The sequence below is a fragment of the Ignavibacteria bacterium genome (assembly GCA_036262055.1).
Classification (GTDB): domain Bacteria; phylum Bacteroidota; class Ignavibacteria; order Tepidaquicellales; family Tepidaquicellaceae; genus DATAJP01.
In genome coordinates, this window is sequence record DATAJP010000003.1 from 193,439 (window position 1) to 212,864 (window position 19,426).

A 19,426-nucleotide genomic window follows, 5' to 3' on the forward strand; every position below is an offset into this window, starting at 1 on the left:
ATGATTGTCAGAATCAGCGACGATTACGAAATTGATGTCAGCTATAACTACGAAAAGAGGTTTTTTGATAAGAAACTCAAGGATTTTATTAAAAACAAAACTATTTTAGCATTATCGGAGTTACAAAATAAAGAAGGGCTGAAATTAACAGAATTAAGCATCTTCTTTTGCGGTGATAATAAAATAAAGTTCTTTAACAAACATCATTTAAACCATGACCACGAAACGGACATTATAACGTTTGAGTATCGTGAAAACAGAACTAAATCTGCCGAGCTGGTTATTTCAACAGAGACAGTTAAATCGAACTCGAAGATTTATAATGTCAATTTCAGGCATGAACTGATGAGAGTTATTATACACGGATTACTGCATGTGTGCGGATATAAAGATAAAACGATGTTGACCAAAAGAAAGATGAAACAGAAAGAAAATTATTATTTAAAATTATTGAATATTTAATGTACGAAAAAGTAATAGAAATAATAGAGTATTTGCTTACGCAAATGAACGATACGCAGCAGATTACTGAGAAAGACATTATAGATTTGGAAAAAAAGGGTTATTCAAGCGCGGAGATTAACACAGCGTTTGTATGGCTCAACAGCAAATTAAACGAATCTGAAAATATATTTAAAGATGAAGAAGAATCTTCTAAATCAAAAAGATTTTTCCATCAGCTTGAAAAAAATCTTCTTACTACGGAAGCTATGGGATATATTCTTCAGATGTCGGAGCTTGGCGTAATAAATAATTTTGATATTGAATCAATAATAGAAAAACTACATCTCACCGGTATCACCAAAGCAAGTATACCGGAAGTCAAATCTATAATCTCTTCATTGTTGTTTGATGCTCAGGACAACTCCGATATATTGAACAGGATGTTGCTGCAAAATAATGATACAATAAACTGATAAGTTCGTTTTAAAACCCCGTAAACTAAAAAATGGAAAAGTCATTAGTAATAGTAGAATCACCATCTAAAGCTAAAACTATAAATAAATATTTAGGAAGCGATTATGTTGTCGAGGCAACAGTCGGACACATAAAAAATCTTCCTAAAAGCAAGATTAGCGTTGACATAGAGGATAATTACAAGCCGAATTATGAAGTAATCGAAGGCAAGGAAAAAGTAATTAAAGTTTTAAAAGACCTTGCAAAGAAATCTAAAACAATATTTATCGCAACTGACCCTGACCGCGAAGGCGAAGCCATTGCAGCAGATATTGCCGATGAAGTTAAAAAAATAAATAAGAACATTAAGCGTGTTTTGTTTAATGAGATAACCAAATCAGGTGTGGAGGAAGCAATGAGAAATCCTCTTGATATTAATGAGAATCTTGTTGAGTCCCAGATGGCGCGTAGGGTGATGGATAGAATCCTTGGCTATAAAGTGAGTCCTTTCTTGTGGAAGACATTTTATTTTGGATTATCAGCAGGAAGGGTTCAGTCTGTTGCATTAAAACTAATCTGTGAGCGTGAAGAAGAAATTAAAAGTTTTGTTCCAAAAGAATATTGGTCTATCGATGGTCTATTTGCAAAACCTTCAGGCGGTCCAAAACCGTTTAATGCAAAGCTTTATAAAATTAATGCCGATACTCTTAAGTTTAATGGTGACGAGCCAAAGATTCCTGATATCGATTCAGCACATAAGATAATCGAAGAACTTAAAGGCAATAAGTTCAGAATTACCGACATACAGGAAAAAGAAGTTAAGAGAAATGCTCCAGCTCCTTTTACTACAAGCGTTCTTCAGCAAGTTGCATCGTCACGTCTTGGTTTTGCTCCAAAAAGAACCATGATGCTTGCTCAAAAGCTTTATGAAGGTGTTGAGACAACTAAAGGCGAAGGTAATGTCGGTTTGATTACATATATGAGAACCGATTCAACAAGAATAAGTGATGATGCGGTAAAATCAGCAAAAAAATTTATACATGATAATTATGGTGACGAATATTCATTAAAAGGCAAAGCTCCCGCAAAGAAAGATACAGGCAAGAAAACACAGGACGCGCACGAGGCTATAAGACCGACAGATGTTTTCAGAACTCCTGAGTCGTTAAAAAAACTCGACAAAGATTTATTAAAATTGTATACACTCATCTGGCAGAGATTTGTGGCTTCGCAAATGTCACAAGCGGTTTATAACCAGAGAACGATTATCATAAAAGCGTTATCTCCGAGAGGAAATAAAACCGAATACTTCTTTAAAGCAACAGGCAGTGTTGTGAAGTTCAGCGGATTTTTAAAAGTTTATGAAGATGCTGAAGAGGTTGAACCGGCAGAAGATGATTTTTCAATAATTCCGGCTGATTTAAAAGTAGAAGATACTATAAAGGATTTATCAATCAGCAAGAACCAGCATTTCACAAATCCTCCTCCGAGATATACTGAGAGCAGCTTGATTAAACAGCTTGATATGCTTGGTATCGGAAGACCGAGCACATTTGCGTTAATTGTTTCAACCGTTATTGACAGAAAATATGTTGACCTTGTTGAAAGAAAGCTTTATGCAACGAAGCTTGGGATAATTGTTAATCAGATTCTTTCCCAATATTTTTCTGATGTTATAGATTACAGCTTTACTGCAAAGATGGAAGATGAACTTGATACTATTGCAAACGGTGAATCAACTTATAAAGAAGTTCTTGATGATTTTTACATTCCTTTCAGCAAAGATTTAGGAGTCGCAGATAAGCAGGCAACTGATATTAAGAAAAGCTTAATCAAAAAAACGGATATTCTTTGTCCTGAATGCGGAGCCGAGACAGGCGCGCATATGGTTCGAAAGTGGGGAAGGAATGGTGAGTTCATGGCTTGTGAGAAATATCCGAAATGCAAATGCTCAATGCCTCTCCCTGAAGAACAGGAAGAAAATCAGCAGTTAGCTGAAGGTGTAAAATGTGATAAGTGCGGTGCAGATATGCTTGTAAAAGTCGGAAAATTTGGTAAATTTTACGGGTGTTCAAATTATCCTAAATGTAATGGGATAAAGCCAATAACTTTGGGAATTAAATGTCCTAAGTGTGGAAAAGGTGAAGTACTCCAAAGACGCGGCGGAAAAGGTAAGAGAATATTTTACGGATGCACGAATTATCCTGAATGTGATTTTATTACTAATTATCTTCCTGTAATCGAGAATTGCAAAAGTTGTGGAAATAATTATCTCGTAAAAAAATCAACTAAAAAAGACGGCGACTTCCTTGAGTGTCCGCAATGCAAGACCAAATATCCGATTGAGGAAACTGTAAAACAGGAAGAAGCAGCTTAATGCTGAATATGAGAAGAAGGGACTTCTTAAAAAATTCAATTTACTCCTGCTGTGGTGCGGTTGTAGCAGGTTCTTTATTAGAAACCGCAACAGCCAAAAACCGTTATTTGATTAACGGACAGCCCAATCAAAATTTCTCCGATACAAAATTTTCAAACAACGATTATAAAAACTTTGCAGACCTCGCAATAGAGACTGCAAAGAAAAACGGAGCTGAGTATTCTGATATCCGTATTTGCAAAAATCGCAACCAGCGAATCGGTACCCGCGAAGACAGGGTTCAATATATTTCAGATAGCGATGATTTCGGCTTTGGAGTTCGTGTTCTTGTCAACAGTACATGGGGTTTTGCAGCAAGCTCGGTTTTGAACAACGAAGAGATTGTTAAAATCGTCAAGAAAGCTTGTGATATCGCAAAAGCTAATTCGATTTTACAAATAAAACCCGTTACTCTTGCGCCGACGCAGTCTTATGTTGATGAATGGAACACGCCAATCAGAGTTAATGCTTTCAATATTCCGGTCACAGAAAAGATAGACTTCCAGTTAAAGCTTAATAAAATTGCAAAAGAAGCCGGCGCAAACTATGTAGATTCGTTTATGTGGTTTGTGAATGAAAATAAATATTTTGCTTCATCAATCGGCTCCTACATTATCCAGGATTTACATAGACTATGGACGAAAACAGATGTTACATTGATAGATAAAGAAACCGGTGATTTTGAATCGCGAGATACTTTCACAGTTCCGATTGGAATGGGGTATGAATACATTCAGGATTATCCTTTTGAGTCCGATGTTCTCGAAGCAGTTGAACATACTAAGATGAAGCTGAAAGCTCCATCAGTTACTCCCGCGAAACGCGATATTATTTTGCATCCTACAAATATGTGGCTTACAATTCATGAGTCATGCGGACATCCAACTGAGCTTGATAGAGCATTGGGATATGAAGCAAACTATGCGGGAACCAGTTTTATGACCACGGATAAATTGAACAAACTTCAGTATGGTTCTAACCTTGTCAATATGGTTGCTGATAAGACACAAAGAAATGGTTTATCGACACGCGGTTATGATGATGACGGCGTTAAAACAACTGAATGGAATCTTGTAAAAGACGGAACATTTGTTGATTATCAGACAACACGTGAGCTTGCTCCATTAATCAACAACGAAAAATCTTACGGATGCGCTTATGCTGACAGCTGGGGAACGTTCCCGATTCAAAGAATGCCGAACGTTTCATTAAAACCCGGCACGGAAAAACTTTCATTAAACGATTTGATTGCCGATACCGAAGATGGAATTTACATCAAAGGGGACGGAAGCTGGAGCATTGATATGCAAAGATATAATTTTCAATTTACCGGTCAGGAATTTTGGGAAATCAAAAACGGAAAAATTGCAGGAATGTTGAAAGATGTTATTTACCAGGGCAATACGGTTAATCTGTGGAATTCACTTGATAAAATTTGTGATGCGTCTGAGTATTCACTCGGCGGTTCCTTTTTCTGCGGAAAAGGTGAGCCGGGACAGGTCGCTCCCGTAAGTCATGGTTCTTCGCCTGCAAGATTCAGACAGGTAAATATTTTAAACGCTAAAGAACAAGCATAATTTTATACAATAATTTTTTAAAATGTTTCTAACCGAAGAAGAAGCAAAAAGAATTACAGAAAAGATTTTATCATATTCAAAGGCAGATTCTGCCACAGTGAATCTGTATGGTGGATTGGCTGAAAATATCAGGTTTGCAGTTAACACTGTTACGACCTGTGGTTCTTCGGATAGAATTTCTGCTTCGATTACTTCAAACTTCGGAAAAAAATCCGGAAGCGTTACAATTACATCATTAAATGACGATGTTATTCGTGATGGTGTAAAAAAATCAGAAGACATTGCCCAGCTAAGCCCTGCTAACGATGAATTTATGCCTCCTCTTGGACCTCAAAGCGGTTACTTAACAGTCAAAGAATATTTCGAAGACACTGCAAATGCTACTCCCGAACAAAGAGCTGAAACAGTTTCGCATGTTTTGCAGAATTCACGTCAGAAGGATTTAATTTCCGCAGGATATTATGAAACAAGCTCAGGTTTTGAATCAATCGGAACATCAAACGGTTTATTTGCTTATCATAAAAAAACTGAACTGGATTTTTCTACAACATCAAGAACTCCCGATGGAACGGGCTCAAGCAAGATTGCAAGAATGTATGCAGACTTAGCTTCACTTAAATATCAGGATTTAACAAGAACAGTCATGGATAGGGCTGCCTTAACGCGCAATCCGATTGAGTTAAAACCCGGCAGATACACTGCGGTGCTTGAAAAGATGGCTGCATGTGACATGGTTGGAAATTTGTTCGGATATATGAACAAACGTAGTGCAGATGAAGGCAGAAGTTATTTTTCTGATAAGACAAATGGAAATAAAATCGGTCAGAAAATTTTGAGCGATAAAGTTACGATTTACACTGACCCGACAGTTTCTTATGCGCCTTCGAGTCCTTTTAATGGAGAAGGACTTCCGATTCAGAAAACTTCATGGTATGAGAATGGTGTTTTGAAAAATCTTACAACGAGCAGATACTGGGCGCAAAAGACGAATTCACCAGTTGTGCCTTATCCTGAAAACATCATAATGAATGGCTCGGATAAATCTCTCGAAGATTTAATCGCTTCGACTGACAAGGGGATTCTTGTGATTCGTTTATGGTATATCAGAAGTGTTGACCCGAGAACTATTTTGCTAACAGGACTTACACGCGATGGAATTTTTTATATCGAAAACGGGGAAGTGAAATATCCTGTTAAAAATTTCAGGTTCAATGAATCACCTGCAAACATGCTTTCAAATGTTGTTGATGTTTCTAAAGCCGAGAAGGTTGTCGGAAGCGAAACAGGAAACGCAAAAATCGTGGTGCCTGACATTAAAGTTGAAGAATTTAATTTCTCTTCCATTTCAGACGCAGTTTAAATTTGTAATAATCAAAAGTGGATACTGTTTTAATATCCCATATCGATAACTACCTTTCTTACCTCAAGAAAATAAAAAATTATTCCGACCACACTTTAATCTCTTATTTAAATGATTTGTCTCAGTTCAGAGATTTTTTGATTTTGTCAAAGATTAAATTTGAGGATATTGATTTAAATGTCCTTAAATCATTCATTGCTGAAATCTCCGACCCTGCGAGCAAAGTTTTCAACATAAATAAGACAAAGAATTTTAAGTATTCTTCTAAATCAGTTTCACGTAAGATTTCGGCATTAAAGGCATTTTATAAATATCTTTATAAGAACAAACTAATCGAAAAAAACATAGCATCGTTCTTAGTTTTTCCAAAGACATCGAAAAACCTTCCGCAGTTTTTGAATAAAAAAGAAGTTGAGAGATTATTTGATGAGAAGAAAATCATCGAAACCGACTTGCTTGAAAAAGCAATACTTGAATTGTTTTACAGCACAGGGATTCGTGCGGCGGAATTGCGAACTTTAAAATTACAAGACGTTAACTTTGACAAGAATACAATTAAAGTATTAGGGAAGGGAAGTAAGACAAGAATTATTCCCTTTGGTAAAAAGGCAGAAGAAGCATTGAGAGATTATTTGTCCATAAGAGAGATTGTAAATGTAAATAATTTAGATTTGGTTTTTCTCAACAAGCGCGGAAAGCCGCTATATGAAATGTTTATATACCGTATGGTTAAGAAAAATATCGGAAAGATTTCTGATATAAAAAAGAAATCACCTCACGTTTTGCGTCATTCGTTTGCAACTCATTTGCTTGAAAACGGCGCTGATATAATGGCAATCAAGGATTTGCTGGGGCACTCAAGCTTGTCAACGACACAGGTCTATACACACATCACTCCCGATAAGCTTAAAAAAGTTTACGAGAAAGCACATCCTAAAGCATAAAAAAAATCCCGCTGTTGCGAGATTAAAATTTAAAACGAAATTTTTCGCTTCACTCAGAATGACACAACCTTATTGTTACTTCACTAAAAACATTTTTCTTGTAAATATTTGTCCTGATGTCTCTAATCTATAAATATAAACTCCTGAAGAAAATCCTTTTGCTTCCCAGACGTAATCGTAACTACCCGCATTGAGGTTTTGGTTTACCAGCAAAGCTACTTCTTTGCCAAGCATATCGTAAACTTTTAAAGTAACAAAAGAATTTTTCGGTATGTCGAAATTTATAGTCGTTGACGGATTAAACGGATTTGGATAGTTCTGATGAAGCTGAATTTTATCAGGTATAGCATTTCCTATCGGGTTTATGCCGATAACCTGACTGCTGTCGCCGCCGCCTGAAACGGTTCTCAAAACTTTTCCGCCGCCGCCGACTGTTATTCCAAAATATGCATTATAAAAATTAACTCCGAAATATGTTACAGTCGGTCCCGGATTTTCCTGCCAGGTAAATGAATAACCGCCGTTATTTGAACGAAGTATTGCTGAATTATTTCCTACTGCAGTTATAGTCCATTGGTTTGACATAAAAACACCATTCAAATCAGACTCAAGCCAGCTTTGTCTTCGCACCCATGTTTCACCGCCGTCAGTGGTTGTAATAATTATTCCTTTAACGCCAACAGCAGCTCCGTTCATGGGGTCACAGAATGAAACACAGTGTAATGAATTAGTATCAGGACTCTGCATGTTAAACCAGTTCAAACCTCCATTAGTTGTTTTAAGCATTGTTCCTAATGCTCCGACTATGAAGCCGGTATTATCATCAACAAAGTCAACCGAGTATAAATTATAATTTGTATTCACAAACTTTCTTTCCCATGTTTCACCGCCATCGCTTGTCTGCAAAATCGTTCCGAACCAACCCACTGCGTAACCATTCCATTGATTAGGGAAGTCAACTCCGTTCAATGTATGAACAAAGTTGCTCCATTGGGGATACCAGTTCTGCCCGCCGTTTGTTGTTCTTAAAATTTTACCGAGCTCGTCATCTGCCTGAAAACCAACTGCTACCGCTGTGAAGGGGTCAATTGTAACAACTGAATTAAGCCAATAATTAAGGTTATTATTCTGAGTCCACCATGTCTTACCTGCATCATAGGAGCCAAAAATCCTACCCGCTTCACCAACTGCATTTACATAGTTTGGATTTGTCTTTGAAATGGATACTCCAAAAAGAATAACATTTGTCCCGGCGGGTCGTAACTGCCATCCCGATTGAGCAAATGATATATTAGTTACTAATAATAATATTAAAATCGTAGTTATTTTTCTCATAAAAATGCAATTTGCCATAATATTTGATACAAATCTTATGCCAATTTGTTCAATTATTTGGAAATTATCATTCTTTTAGTTTCAGAGTAATTTCCCGCGGTTAAATTATAAAAATAAATGCCTGAACTTAAATTCTTCGCATTGAAATTTATTTCGTATTCACCGGGTCCTAAATTTTCTGCAATAATACGTTTTATTTCTCTTCCCGCAATATCAAATACAGTCAAACTAATATTAGCAAATTTGTTTAAAGCAAACTTGATAATTGTATTTGGATTAAAAGGATTAGGATAATTTTGTTCAAGCTTAAATTTATCCGGTATGTTTGTGCTTATCTTTTTCACGTTGATACCACCTCCTGTTCCTGTTTTTAAAATCGTACCTGCTAATCCGCTTGCATATCCCGTAAAAGAATTTACGAAATCGACAGCATAAAGAGCATTTGAAGTACTTGCAAACTGCTGAATCCAGGTTTCTCCGCCGTTTGTAGTTCTTATTATCCTTCCGTTATTTCCCACTGCACAAATATTTTTACTGTTTCCGCAAAATGACACTCCGTTTAATGCATCCGTAATACCGGTTGTTTTTTGCGTCCATACAAATCCTCCAAATTCCGATACTAAGACTAATCCGTTTAAGCCGACACAAACACCCGTATCAGTTGTAATAAAGTCCACTGCATTTAAATCAAGCATTGTATTGCTGTTGACGATGTTCCAATTGAAACCACCGTTAGTAGTCTTAAATACTTTTCCGCCTGCTCCAACCGCAGTTCCGTTAAGAACATCGGTAAACTTTATACCTGCTATAGTAAAGTTTACCTCAGATTGCGGCTGCCAGTTCTGACCTCCGTTTGTCGTTCTGAAAACACTGCCTGCAAACCCGCCAATCCATCCGTTGTCAATATCAGTGAATGACAAGCAATTAAAAGTTGTTGTTGGGTGAGGATTATTCACTGTCCAGGTTTGGCCGCCGTTTGTTGTTTTTAATACCGTGCCGAGTGAACCAACCGCGTAAGCGACAAATTCATCAACCATCTGAATTGCCTGCAGGTAAAATTCATTGCTAAAATTTACCTGGAACCAGAAAGCTCCGCCTGTTGTGGTTTTTAAAATTCTGCCTTGTTCACCGCAAACCATTCCGGTGTTTGCATTTAAAAATGAAACTCCAAATAAACGGTTAGTAACGTTTGAAGTTTGTGTTTGCCACCCCTGTGAGAATGCTTGTGAGCTAAAACTTATAAAAACTATAAAAACCAATATATATTTTTTCATATATTAATTTATTTCGAAGTTATAATTCGATTTCTCGAATTGCCACCATAAAATTATATGCAAATTGCAGACCATTTTTTCCGATTTAAGCAATAAAACTTTCTAAAAAAACTTAAATTTTTAACTAATATTAAAGATTTTTTGTTAATACATTAAGTAAAATCTAATAAAAGTCATTGCCAAAGCTAATTTCTGTCAAAATTGCCGATTTACCGAATAAAGTCAGACAATCTGACCTAAAAGAGTTTGTTTCTGAGATGTTTTCATCAAAATTCAAGGATACTGAAAAACTTTTGGATGTTTTTGAAAATACACAGATAAAGACCAGAAATATGAGCTTGCCTGTTGAATATTTTTATGAAAAACATGATTGGCAGTCAAAGAATGATATTTTTATTGTTAAAAGTTTAGAAATTTTAGAGCCGATGGTAAGTGAAATTTTATCTGAAGCAAGAATTTCATTAAAGGATATGACAGATATCTTTTTTGTTTCATCTACAGGAATTTCAACCCCGACAATTGATGCTATGTTAATAAATAAGTTAGGAATCAATGAGCATGTCAACAGATATCCGATGTTTGGCTTAGGGTGTGCGGGCGGCGTTTCAGGATTAGCAAAAGCATTTACTGCTGCGAAGGCAAATCCCGATGCAGTTATTTTAGTTATTGCCATCGAGCTTTGCACTTTGACTTTTATTAAGGATGATATTTCAAAAAGTAATTTTATTGCAACAAGTTTGTTCTCAGATGGAGCTGCAGTCTGTCTTTTGACAGGTGACAATGTAAAATCGAATGAAGCGTATGAAATAAATTATCAATCTTCTTTAAGCAAGATTTATCCGGACTCGCTTGATGTAATGGGATGGGAAGTCATTAATGACGGATTAAAGGTTGTGTTTTCAAGGGACATTCCGGAAATTGTTAAGAATAATGTTGCAAAGGATTTAAACTATTTTCTTGAACAAAATAAAATAACTCTTCGTGATATTAAGAATTTCATAATTCATCCCGGCGGTGTTAAAGTAATTAAAGCATATATTGAGAGTCTAAAAATTTCTGAAGAAAAACTAAAATTTACAAGTGAGGTGATGATGGATTATGGTAATATGTCAAGTGTAACAGTTCTTTATGTCCTGAATAAATTTTTGAAAGAAGGATTTGAAGATGGTTATGGAGTTATGCTTTCACTCGGTCCGGGCTTTTCAAGCGAGATGTTATTATTGAATATGAAAAACTAATTTTAAATTGTCACCCTGAACTTGATTCAGGGTCAAAGTAACGCTTATGGATTCCTGCCTTCGCAGGAATGACAAATTTATCAAATGCCTTTCTTCTGGTACTTAATAATTTTCTTAATACTGCAAAGATTAATCGAATTAGTAATATCCAAACGAAATGAGAAATGGTTATTATCTCAGGGAGCTGTTGAATACGGCAAAGAGCATTATAAGTTTATTGTTTTACTCCATGCCGGTTTTTTTATAAGTTTAATAGTTGAATATGTCTTTACCAAAGGTAATTTTGAACTGCATTTAATAAATTATGTATTTTTAGTAATTTTCATAATATTGCAGATTTGCAGGGTAATAATTCTTTCAACTCTTGGCAGGTATTGGAACACCAGAATTATACGGATTCCAAACACTCCATTGGTAGCGAAAGGAATTTATAGATATGTAAAACATCCGAATTATGTTCTGGTTATATGTGAAATATTCGTGATTCCTATGATATTTGATTTATATTGGACTGCAATAATTTTTACGGTTTTGAATCTAGTTATATTAAACATAAGGGTTAAAGAAGAAAATAAAGCTTTAAATTATACATAATGAAAATTCAATTAAGAGAAATTTGTCATGGAAGAAGCGGTGATAAAGGTGATGCTGCCAACATCGGATTGATTGCCTATAAAAAAGAAGATTATGATTTGATTAAAAGAGAAGTTACTGCGGAACGTGTTAAAGAATTTTTTAAAGGAATTTGTGAGGGCGAAGTAATTCGTTATGAAATGCCAAATATAAATGCACTGAATTTTATTTTAAATAATACGCTTGGCGGCGGCGGCACTGTATCTTTAAAACTTGATGCGCAAGGAAAGACTCTTGCTTCTGCATTATTAAAAATGGAAATAGAAAGGAAATGATAGAAAATGTTTGACCAACAAAAATATATTTTAAAAGATTATAAAGAAAAGTTACTAAAACTACGGAGGTTTCTTTGAATTAGATGAGAAAACATCTAAGGTAAAGGAACTCGAAAAAATCACGGAAGCTGCAAACTTCTGGGATGACCAAAAATCCGCACAAGCAACACTTCAGGAAATTTCCAATCTAAAAAAATGGGTTGATGAATATAAAAGGGTAGAAATGCTTTACTCTGATCTTGAACTTCTAATTGAAATTTCAGAGTCTGAAAAAAACGAATCCGCAGAAAATGAAATTCAAGCCGAGCTTGATAAATTTATAAAAGAACTTGACGAGCTTGAGTTCAAAAATATGTTATCAGACCCTGATGATATTCGTGATTGCATTATCACTATAAACTCAGGAGCGGGCGGAACAGAATCTCAGGATTGGGCTGAAATGCTTTTGAGAATGTACCTGCGTTATGCGGAAAAACATAAATTCAAAGCTTCGCTTGTCGATAGATTAGACGGCGATGGCGCGGGAATTAAAAGCGCAACAATAGAAGTATATGGGCAGTATGCTTTCGGTTATTTAAAAGCAGAAAACGGGGTTCATCGCCTTGTGAGAATTTCTCCGTTCGATGCAAACAAAAAACGACATACATCATTCGCAGCAGTTTATGTCACCCCGATAATAGATGACACAATTGAAATTGAAATTAATCCGGCAGATTTAAAAATCGATACATATCGTTCAGGTGGTGCAGGAGGACAGAACGTTAATAAAGTTGAGACTGCCGTGAGAATAACACACGTTCCTTCGGGAGTTGTTGCGGCATGCCAAACTGAACGCTCTCAATTGCAAAATCGTCAGAATGCGATGAAAATGTTAAAATCGAAATTATACCAAATTGAAAAACAAAAAGAGCTCGATAAAATTCAGACAATTGAAAAATCCAAGAAAAAAATTGAGTGGGGAAGCCAGATAAGAAGTTATGTTTTTCATCCGTATAATATGGTCAAAGACCACAGAACCGGTCATGAAACAAGCAATACTCAGGCAGTTATGGACGGTGAATTGGATGAGTTTATCCGTGCATATTTATTAAGCGATTAGCGAAGTCATTCCCGCGCAGGCGGGAATCCCAATATATTATATTGTTGAACTATAAATTTCTCATAGCGAAGCGGTATTTATTATCGAAGAAAGATTCAAAGTTTATTTCCTTCATAACTTATGTTTCGATAATCGGAATTACTCTCGGAGTTGCTGCTCTGATAATAGCAATTTCTATAATGAGCGGCTTTGAGAAAGAAATTAAAGACAAAGTTTCGGGACTTGTCTCACATATTCAAATAAATTCATTCCGTGCAGAAGGATTGCCTGATTATGAAGAAGCCATTCAGAAAATAAATACTGAAATAAAAGGTGTAACGGGAATTTCTCCGTTTGTCCAGAAAGAAGCAGTCATAAGATATAAAGAAAACATTGAAGGCATTTTGCTGAAGGGCATTGTTGCCGGAACCGATATTTCAACTGCACGCAATAAAATTGTGAAAGGAGAATATAACCTTGCGCCAATTGATACGACCTTCTCAAGATTATTAATCGGTGAGAAATTAGCAAAAAAGTTAAATATCGAAATCGGGAATAAGGTTATCGTATTCGGAATGAAAGGAATACCGTCGCCATTGAACCAGCCAAAGATTAAACAGTTCATTGTAAGCGGAATTTATGAAACAGGCTTGCGCGATTACGATGATTTAATAATTTATACTGATTTAACAACAGCTCAAAGTTTATTTGAACTTGGCGATAATGTTTCCGGAATTGAATTAAAGCTTGATAACATCGACAATGCTGCTGCAACCGCATTAAAGCTAAGAACAATATTAAAGTATCCTTATTATCCCAAAACATTGTTTGATTTATATAAACCGCTGTTCAATTGGGTTGAGCTTCAGAAAGCACCGACACCGATTGTTTTAAGTTTAATCATTCTTATTGCGATTTTTAACATTGTCAGCACACTGTTAATGATGGTGCTTGAAAAAACTCACTCAATCGGTGTTCTAAAAGCACTTGGCGCAAGCAATGGCGGTATTATGAAAATTTTTATATATGACGGTTTGCTTATCGGAATAATCGGAATTGTTCTTGGCAACATTATCGGTCTCGGCTTGTGCTATCTGGAATTGAAGTTTAAGTTTTTTAAACTTCCCGAGATTTATTATATGAAATCAGTTCCAATTTTGATTCAACCTGAATATGTGATTTTAATTTCCGTTGTCAGCTTGTTTCTTTGTTTCATTGCAACACTCATCCCGTCTTATCTTGCATCAAAATTCGATCCTGTGAAATCAATCAGCTTCGCATAAGCTTGGATAAATCTTCCCAAAAAATATCAGTTATGTTTGATGAAATCGCTCCCAAATACGATTTCCTCAATCATCTTTTTACTTTGAAACTTGATATTTTATGGCGGAAAAAAATTGTAAGAAATCTTTCATTAAACAACTTTAAAGAAATAAATATTCTTGACATTGCTGCCGGGACGGGGGATTTAACAAAAGAGCTCACTGCGTTAAACCCTGATATGCTTTATGCGTGCGACATTTCAGAAAACATGCTTGAAGTCTTAAAAGATAAAGTTAAATCAGATAATGTTAACATTATTAAAGCTGATGCAGAGCATCTTCCTTTTAAAGACGAGACATTTAATATTGTTACAATCGGGTTCGGTGTAAGAAATTTTGAAAATCCAGGAAAAGTGTTAAATGAAATTTACAGAGTGCTTCAAAAAAATGGAGTCTTAGTAATAATAGATATTTTTAAAAACAGGTCTTTTAAAACGAAAGTGTTTAATCTTTATTTTGGGAAAATAATTCCTTTCTTCGGCAACTTAATCTCTCACAGCAAGGCATATACATATTTGTTTGAATCTGTAGATGATTTTATGACAAAAAATGAATTTGCATCTCTTCTAAAGAAGCATAATTTCAAAATTGAAAATGTTGAAAACAATTTAATGGGGATTGTCACAACTTTTTATGCGTATAAAAAATAAATTATTTCTCACCATTAATCTGGTTTTCAATAATGGCTTTTACTTTATCCTTTGTAAGTGGTTTTGAAATGAATTGTAAAACATGAGGATTTTTTCTTGCTCTTTCTTTATCACGTTCATCAATCGATGATGATAAAATATAAATTTTATATTGTGCTTTTATTCTGTCATCAAACTGACTGAATACATCAAGGAAATCCCATCCGCTAATCAGCGGCATATTTAAATCAAGAAAAATTATTGATGAAGCGTCGTCTTCAGTCTCCAGTTTGGTTGATTTTATAAAGTCAAGAGCTTCAGATGGATAGAGATAATCAGATATTTCTGAACCTGAAGTAGTTATTTTAAGAATATGTCGACAAAGCTTGTTATTTAAAGGGTCATCATCAACGATTATGAATTTCATGTTATATTATTTTTGAAAATTCCATTATAAATTTTGTACCAACGTTTATTTCGCTTTTCAGTAAAATTTTCCCTCCGAGAGATTCGACATGTGCTTTTACCATAAACAACCCCATACCTTTTCCTTCTATTTCCGGATGAAATCTTTTATATAAACCAAATAATTTTTCTTTATTTTTTTTAATATCTATTCCAAGGCCATTGTCTTCAAATATAAGTTCATATTTACTTTTATAATTTTTGCTTGTGATATTGATTACGAGGGGGATACCAGGACGCCGGTATTTTATGCTGTTAGAAATTAGGTTATAAAAAATACTATTAAAATAGCTTTTTATATTTAAAATTTCATTTATATCTGAAAAATTAACATTTATTTCAATGTTTTCATCTTTTAAAAGATTTGCAATTAATGATTTAATATCTTCTACAATTTCGGAAAATAATATTTTTTGTTTCTTTTCTTCGAGATTATTTCTTATTGCAAGAATCTGATTCAGATCTTTAATTACATCATCAAGTTTTTCAACCGAAGATGAAATTCCTTCAATTATTTCCGACTTATCACTAATGTTATCTTCTTTCAAAATTGCAGAATATCCTAATATGTTCGCAACGGGTCCCCGGAGGTTATGTGAAACAATATATGCAAATTGTTCCAAATCTTTATTTCGCTGAACTATGTCGTTCAAAATTTTCTCACGTTCTTTTTCAGCTTTTTTTATTTTTGTAACATCCTGGTTAAATCCTATCAAGCCTATTGGAAAGTTTTGAGAATCTCTTTTAACAACGATTTCGGAATGTATGTATTTAATAGTGCCGTCATTTTGAACTATTCTAAAATCAATCAAAATAGAATTTAAGTTTCTAACAGCACGCTCTACGGTAGATTTAACGTATTGAACATCATCAAGATGAACACGGTTTAAAAAATTTTCAAATGATGGCTCAATTTCTCCTGCCTTATACCCTAACACACTATAGAATTCTTCAGACCACTTTGTTTCATTAGTTATTAAATCCGCCTGGAAACTTCCTAAGTGCGCCAATTTTTCAGACTCTGCAAGAAGAGCCTCGCTTTCAAATATCTTTTCAATGTATTTTTTCTGCTCAGTTATGTCGTTACGAATTGAAAGATATTGATAAGGTTTTCCTTGTTCGTTTAGAAAAGGAATTATTGTTGTATCCACCCAATAAAATGTTCCGTCTTTCGCTTTATTCCTAAATTCTCCTCGCCAAATCTTACCATTTGCAATTGTTACCCATAAATTTCTAATATATTCTTTCGGGTGAAAATTTGAATTTATTATTCGATGATCCTGACCAATAAGCTCTTCTCTTGTATATTTAGAAATTTTACAAAAATATTCATTGGCATGATTGATAATTCCTTTTTGATTTGTGATTGCAACAATTGATGATTGATCTAATGCCTCTTTATAGTCTGAAAGTTCTTTGTTTTTTTCAAATATTTTCTTCTCAAGTTTAGAATTAAATTCTTTAATCTTATTTCCGTCTTTAAGATGCGTCATTAACTAAGTAATTAAATATAAAAGAAGTAAGCAAACTAAAATACAATAAAACTAATTTATTGCATTTTATACCAGGTATTAGTAATTTAAATAATATTTTAAGCTATCCCTATCTACCGGCCGGTTTAGACGGGACCTCATCACATCAATATCTATTCACTCTTGTTACGTCTCCTGAAATTGAAATATAATTCATAATGTTGTTCTTTCCGTTTTTAAGGAGCTCGATTTTTTTCAAGGATGTATTGAGATTTTTTTTTTCTGTCTTTGGATAAAATAAAATAACCTTATCATCTTCATTAAAAAATATTATGTCTTCAAATAAATCGTTCAAAGAATGCATTAGATTATCAAGAGAATCGATTTTTTTCGAATATCCGTTAAATCCGAAATTTATTTTATCTTCCGAAAATTCTTTTTTAAAATTTAATTCTTTAAATTTTTGCTCCAAAAGTTCCTTGTTTTTTTTATGAACAAACTTTTCTACAATTAAGACATCAAGATTTTTAATTAAATGCTCTCTTTTCAAGTTACCCTCCGTCTTCCATTGGATAATAATATACTAATCTGTCATCTTCATAAACGTACATCCACCACACTCCTTCTATTAGGGTTGGAACGTATGTGTAAGCATCTAAGTATGCAGTACTTTCATTTATTTCAAAAAAAACGTTTGAATAACTTAATTTAAATGGAAAGATTGAAATGCAGAGAATTGTAAAAATTGAAAGAGCTATTAATTTTATTTTTTTCATTTTTCATCTTCATTTTATTTGCATACAATTTGATTTGAATAAGGAGATAATTCAAACAAACTTTTGATTATTTGAAAAATGAAACGAGAAATAAATTTGTATTGAGTATTAGGTAAATATATATTATTTAAGAAGTTAGGGTAGCAATTATAGTAAAAATATGCCTAAAACGAAAAAACCTATTTTAAAACATCCTGTAATTTTACTTTTAAAAAGTTTCAGTGAAGAAGAAATATTAGGTTTAAAGGAGTTTTTACATTCCGTCTATTATAACACAAATAAAAAAATTGTTTTTTTATATGAATCATTAATATTTTTTTACCCGGAATTTAATGACCGTAATTTAACACATGAATATTTATGGGATTCGATAAATACAAAGAAAAATATATCCTATGATGAGTTGAGGGTGTATCTATCAAAACTTCAAACACTTACACTGGAATTTTTAAAAGTAAATTATTTTGCCAAAAATAATTTTGAGGGTGAGCTTGGTTTATTGAAGGAATTATCTGAAAGGCATCAAGTTGAATTGTTTCAAAAAAAAATCAACAAAACGAAAAGCTGGCCTGAACTTGAACTGGAAGGAAATGATTGTTATCGAAAAAAATATCTAATTAGCACTGAGAAATTAAATTTTTTAACTAATAATTTTCAGATATTAAAGAATAAAGAAATCAAATATGGGATAGAAGCAATAAATGAAGTTTCAGTAAATTTGTGTAACTTTTATATAACTGATTTAATTTGTGAATTTATTCAATCATATAATTTTCTGAAAAATTATCAAAATGATTATTCCGATTCATTGGTTAATGATTTAATCAAGTCGTTAAATCTTGATAACCTGATGAATATATATGCGAAACATTCGAAAGATTATTTTATTCTGCTGGTTTATAAAAAACTGCTTGAGCTGATCAATGATGACGATATTAAAAGATATTATGATTATAAAAAAATAGTAGAAGAGAACTTTGATAAAATGAGCAAGGATGAACTTTATTTTCATTTTTCCAATATGATTAGCTATTGCATTCACGAGAAGTTTAAGGCTTCAAATCAAAATCAGAGTAAATTTCAAATTGAATTGTTCGAATTATATGAAAAGTATCTCACACATAAAATGTTTATAATTTCCGAGACTATTTATATCGATTTCAATATTTTTAGAAACATCCTTATGAACGCTTTGACTCTAAAGAAGTTATCTTGGGCGGAAAATTTTGTTGACACTTATGTGAATTATTTAAACCCTAAATATCAGGTTAACCTTTTAAATTATTCAAAAGCAATTATATCAAATAGAAGAGCAAACTATGATGAATCTTTAAATTATGCTTCTAAAGTAGACATAGATAATTTCATTTTTAAGCACGATCTTAATTTCCTTAAATTGAAAAATTATTATTCGACAGGCGATTTTGACGGTATTATCCATTTGATTCACAGTCACAGGGAATTATTGAGAGTTGATAAACTCCTTACAAAAGATTTTTATATAAAATATAATAAGTTTTTATTCTATGCTGAGAAATTAATTCTTAATCATGATTCAAAAAAGAAACTTGAATTTAATTTACACAAGCTTCAAACCGAAAATGTTAGCTATGCTAATTGGCTGATAGAAAAATATACTAAAAGATTAAAAGAATTAAAAAAATAATTGTATTTAAAAGGATAAATTCGATTTGAAAAAATTTACTTCCTTCTTTATGAAGACATACCGTTTCAT

At 33.6% G+C, this 19,426-nt stretch carries 18 protein-coding genes and 1 pseudogene; 13 read left to right on the top strand and 6 right to left on the bottom strand.

Features of this window, described 5'->3' with window-relative positions; genetic code table 11:
- The 6 genes from ybeY to VHP32_07995 are packed head-to-tail and all read left to right on the top strand — an operon-like array spanning window position 1 to window position 7,194.
- Window positions 1-462 (top strand): rRNA maturation RNase YbeY, encoded by a 462-nt coding sequence (gene ybeY, locus VHP32_07970; GenBank protein HEX2787827.1) that lies wholly within the window; start codon window positions 1-3, stop codon window positions 460-462.
- Window positions 462-917 carry a DUF494 family protein gene (locus VHP32_07975; protein HEX2787828.1) on the top strand — a complete coding sequence of 152 codons (456 nt, stop codon included), beginning with the start codon at window positions 462-464 and terminating at the stop codon, window positions 915-917. Before ybeY ends, VHP32_07975 begins: the two co-directional genes overlap by 1 nt.
- Window positions 918-949: 32 nt before the next feature.
- A complete protein-coding gene (gene topA / locus VHP32_07980; protein ID HEX2787829.1) occupies window positions 950-3,274 on the top strand; it encodes a type I DNA topoisomerase in 2,325 nt (774 codons plus the stop codon).
- Between the two features lie 8 nt (window positions 3,275-3,282).
- Window positions 3,283-4,890 carry a TldD/PmbA family protein gene (locus tag VHP32_07985; protein HEX2787830.1) on the top strand — a complete coding sequence of 536 codons (1,608 nt, stop codon included), beginning with the start codon at window positions 3,283-3,285 and terminating at the stop codon, window positions 4,888-4,890.
- A gap of 22 nt (window positions 4,891-4,912) precedes the next feature.
- Window positions 4,913-6,250, top strand: a complete 1,338-nt coding sequence (locus tag VHP32_07990) for a TldD/PmbA family protein (protein ID HEX2787831.1) — start codon at window positions 4,913-4,915, stop codon at window positions 6,248-6,250.
- A gap of 17 nt (window positions 6,251-6,267) precedes the next feature.
- Window positions 6,268-7,194: a tyrosine-type recombinase/integrase gene (locus VHP32_07995; GenBank protein ID HEX2787832.1), complete on the top strand. Its 927-nt coding sequence runs from the start codon at window positions 6,268-6,270 to the stop codon at window positions 7,192-7,194.
- A gap of 75 nt (window positions 7,195-7,269) precedes the next feature.
- On the opposite strand, the gene VHP32_08000 is transcribed toward VHP32_07995, so the two are convergent.
- Together VHP32_08000 and VHP32_08005 are read right to left on the bottom strand one after the other, a co-directional pair.
- Window positions 7,270-8,529: a YCF48-related protein gene (locus tag VHP32_08000; GenBank protein HEX2787833.1), complete on the bottom strand. Its 1,260-nt coding sequence runs from the start codon at window positions 8,527-8,529 to the stop codon at window positions 7,270-7,272.
- A 53-nt stretch (window positions 8,530-8,582) separates the two neighbouring features.
- A complete protein-coding gene (locus VHP32_08005) occupies window positions 8,583-9,803 on the bottom strand; it encodes a YCF48-related protein (protein ID HEX2787834.1) in 1,221 nt (406 codons plus the stop codon).
- Window positions 9,804-9,979: 176 nt separating this feature from the next.
- Between VHP32_08005 and VHP32_08010 the strand changes: the two genes are divergently transcribed.
- The 6 genes and pseudogenes from VHP32_08010 (at window position 9,980) to VHP32_08035 (ending at window position 14,999) form a co-directional block, all read left to right on the top strand.
- Entirely contained in the window at window positions 9,980-11,041 is a 1,062-nt protein-coding gene (locus VHP32_08010; protein ID HEX2787835.1) for a 3-oxoacyl-[acyl-carrier-protein] synthase III C-terminal domain-containing protein, read from the top strand.
- Between the two features lie 84 nt (window positions 11,042-11,125).
- Window positions 11,126-11,635 (top strand): isoprenylcysteine carboxylmethyltransferase family protein, encoded by a 510-nt coding sequence (locus tag VHP32_08015; protein ID HEX2787836.1) that lies wholly within the window; start codon window positions 11,126-11,128, stop codon window positions 11,633-11,635.
- A complete protein-coding gene (locus tag VHP32_08020) occupies window positions 11,635-11,949 on the top strand; it encodes a hypothetical protein (GenBank protein ID HEX2787837.1) in 315 nt (104 codons plus the stop codon). Before VHP32_08015 ends, VHP32_08020 begins: the two co-directional genes overlap by 1 nt.
- A gap of 67 nt (window positions 11,950-12,016) precedes the next feature.
- Window positions 12,017-13,048, top strand: a pseudogene (prfB, locus tag VHP32_08025) (peptide chain release factor 2).
- A 44-nt stretch (window positions 13,049-13,092) separates the two neighbouring features.
- Window positions 13,093-14,310 carry an FtsX-like permease family protein gene (locus VHP32_08030; GenBank protein ID HEX2787838.1) on the top strand — a complete coding sequence of 406 codons (1,218 nt, stop codon included), beginning with the start codon at window positions 13,093-13,095 and terminating at the stop codon, window positions 14,308-14,310.
- A 2-nt stretch (window positions 14,311-14,312) separates the two neighbouring features.
- A complete protein-coding gene (locus VHP32_08035; protein HEX2787839.1) occupies window positions 14,313-14,999 on the top strand; it encodes a ubiquinone/menaquinone biosynthesis methyltransferase in 687 nt (228 codons plus the stop codon).
- 1 nt (window position 15,000) lies between these two features.
- Here the strand turns inward: VHP32_08035 and VHP32_08040 are convergent, their stop codons facing one another.
- From VHP32_08040 to VHP32_08055, 4 genes are all read right to left on the bottom strand, one after another.
- The gene (locus VHP32_08040) at window positions 15,001-15,405 is read right to left on the bottom strand and encodes a response regulator (GenBank protein ID HEX2787840.1); all 405 of its coding nucleotides are present in this window, start codon (window positions 15,403-15,405) and stop codon (window positions 15,001-15,003) included.
- Between the two features lies 1 nt (window position 15,406).
- Window positions 15,407-16,936 carry a PAS domain-containing sensor histidine kinase gene (locus VHP32_08045; GenBank protein HEX2787841.1) on the bottom strand — a complete coding sequence of 510 codons (1,530 nt, stop codon included), beginning with the start codon at window positions 16,934-16,936 and terminating at the stop codon, window positions 15,407-15,409.
- Between the two features lie 145 nt (window positions 16,937-17,081).
- Window positions 17,082-17,465: a hypothetical protein gene (locus VHP32_08050; GenBank protein ID HEX2787842.1), complete on the bottom strand. Its 384-nt coding sequence runs from the start codon at window positions 17,463-17,465 to the stop codon at window positions 17,082-17,084.
- A gap of 1 nt (window position 17,466) precedes the next feature.
- Window positions 17,467-17,691: a hypothetical protein gene (locus VHP32_08055; protein ID HEX2787843.1), complete on the bottom strand. Its 225-nt coding sequence runs from the start codon at window positions 17,689-17,691 to the stop codon at window positions 17,467-17,469.
- A gap of 160 nt (window positions 17,692-17,851) precedes the next feature.
- Between VHP32_08055 and VHP32_08060 the strand changes: the two genes are divergently transcribed.
- Window positions 17,852-19,357: a hypothetical protein gene (locus VHP32_08060; GenBank protein HEX2787844.1), complete on the top strand. Its 1,506-nt coding sequence runs from the start codon at window positions 17,852-17,854 to the stop codon at window positions 19,355-19,357.
- The last annotated feature ends 69 nt before the right edge of the window (window positions 19,358-19,426 follow it).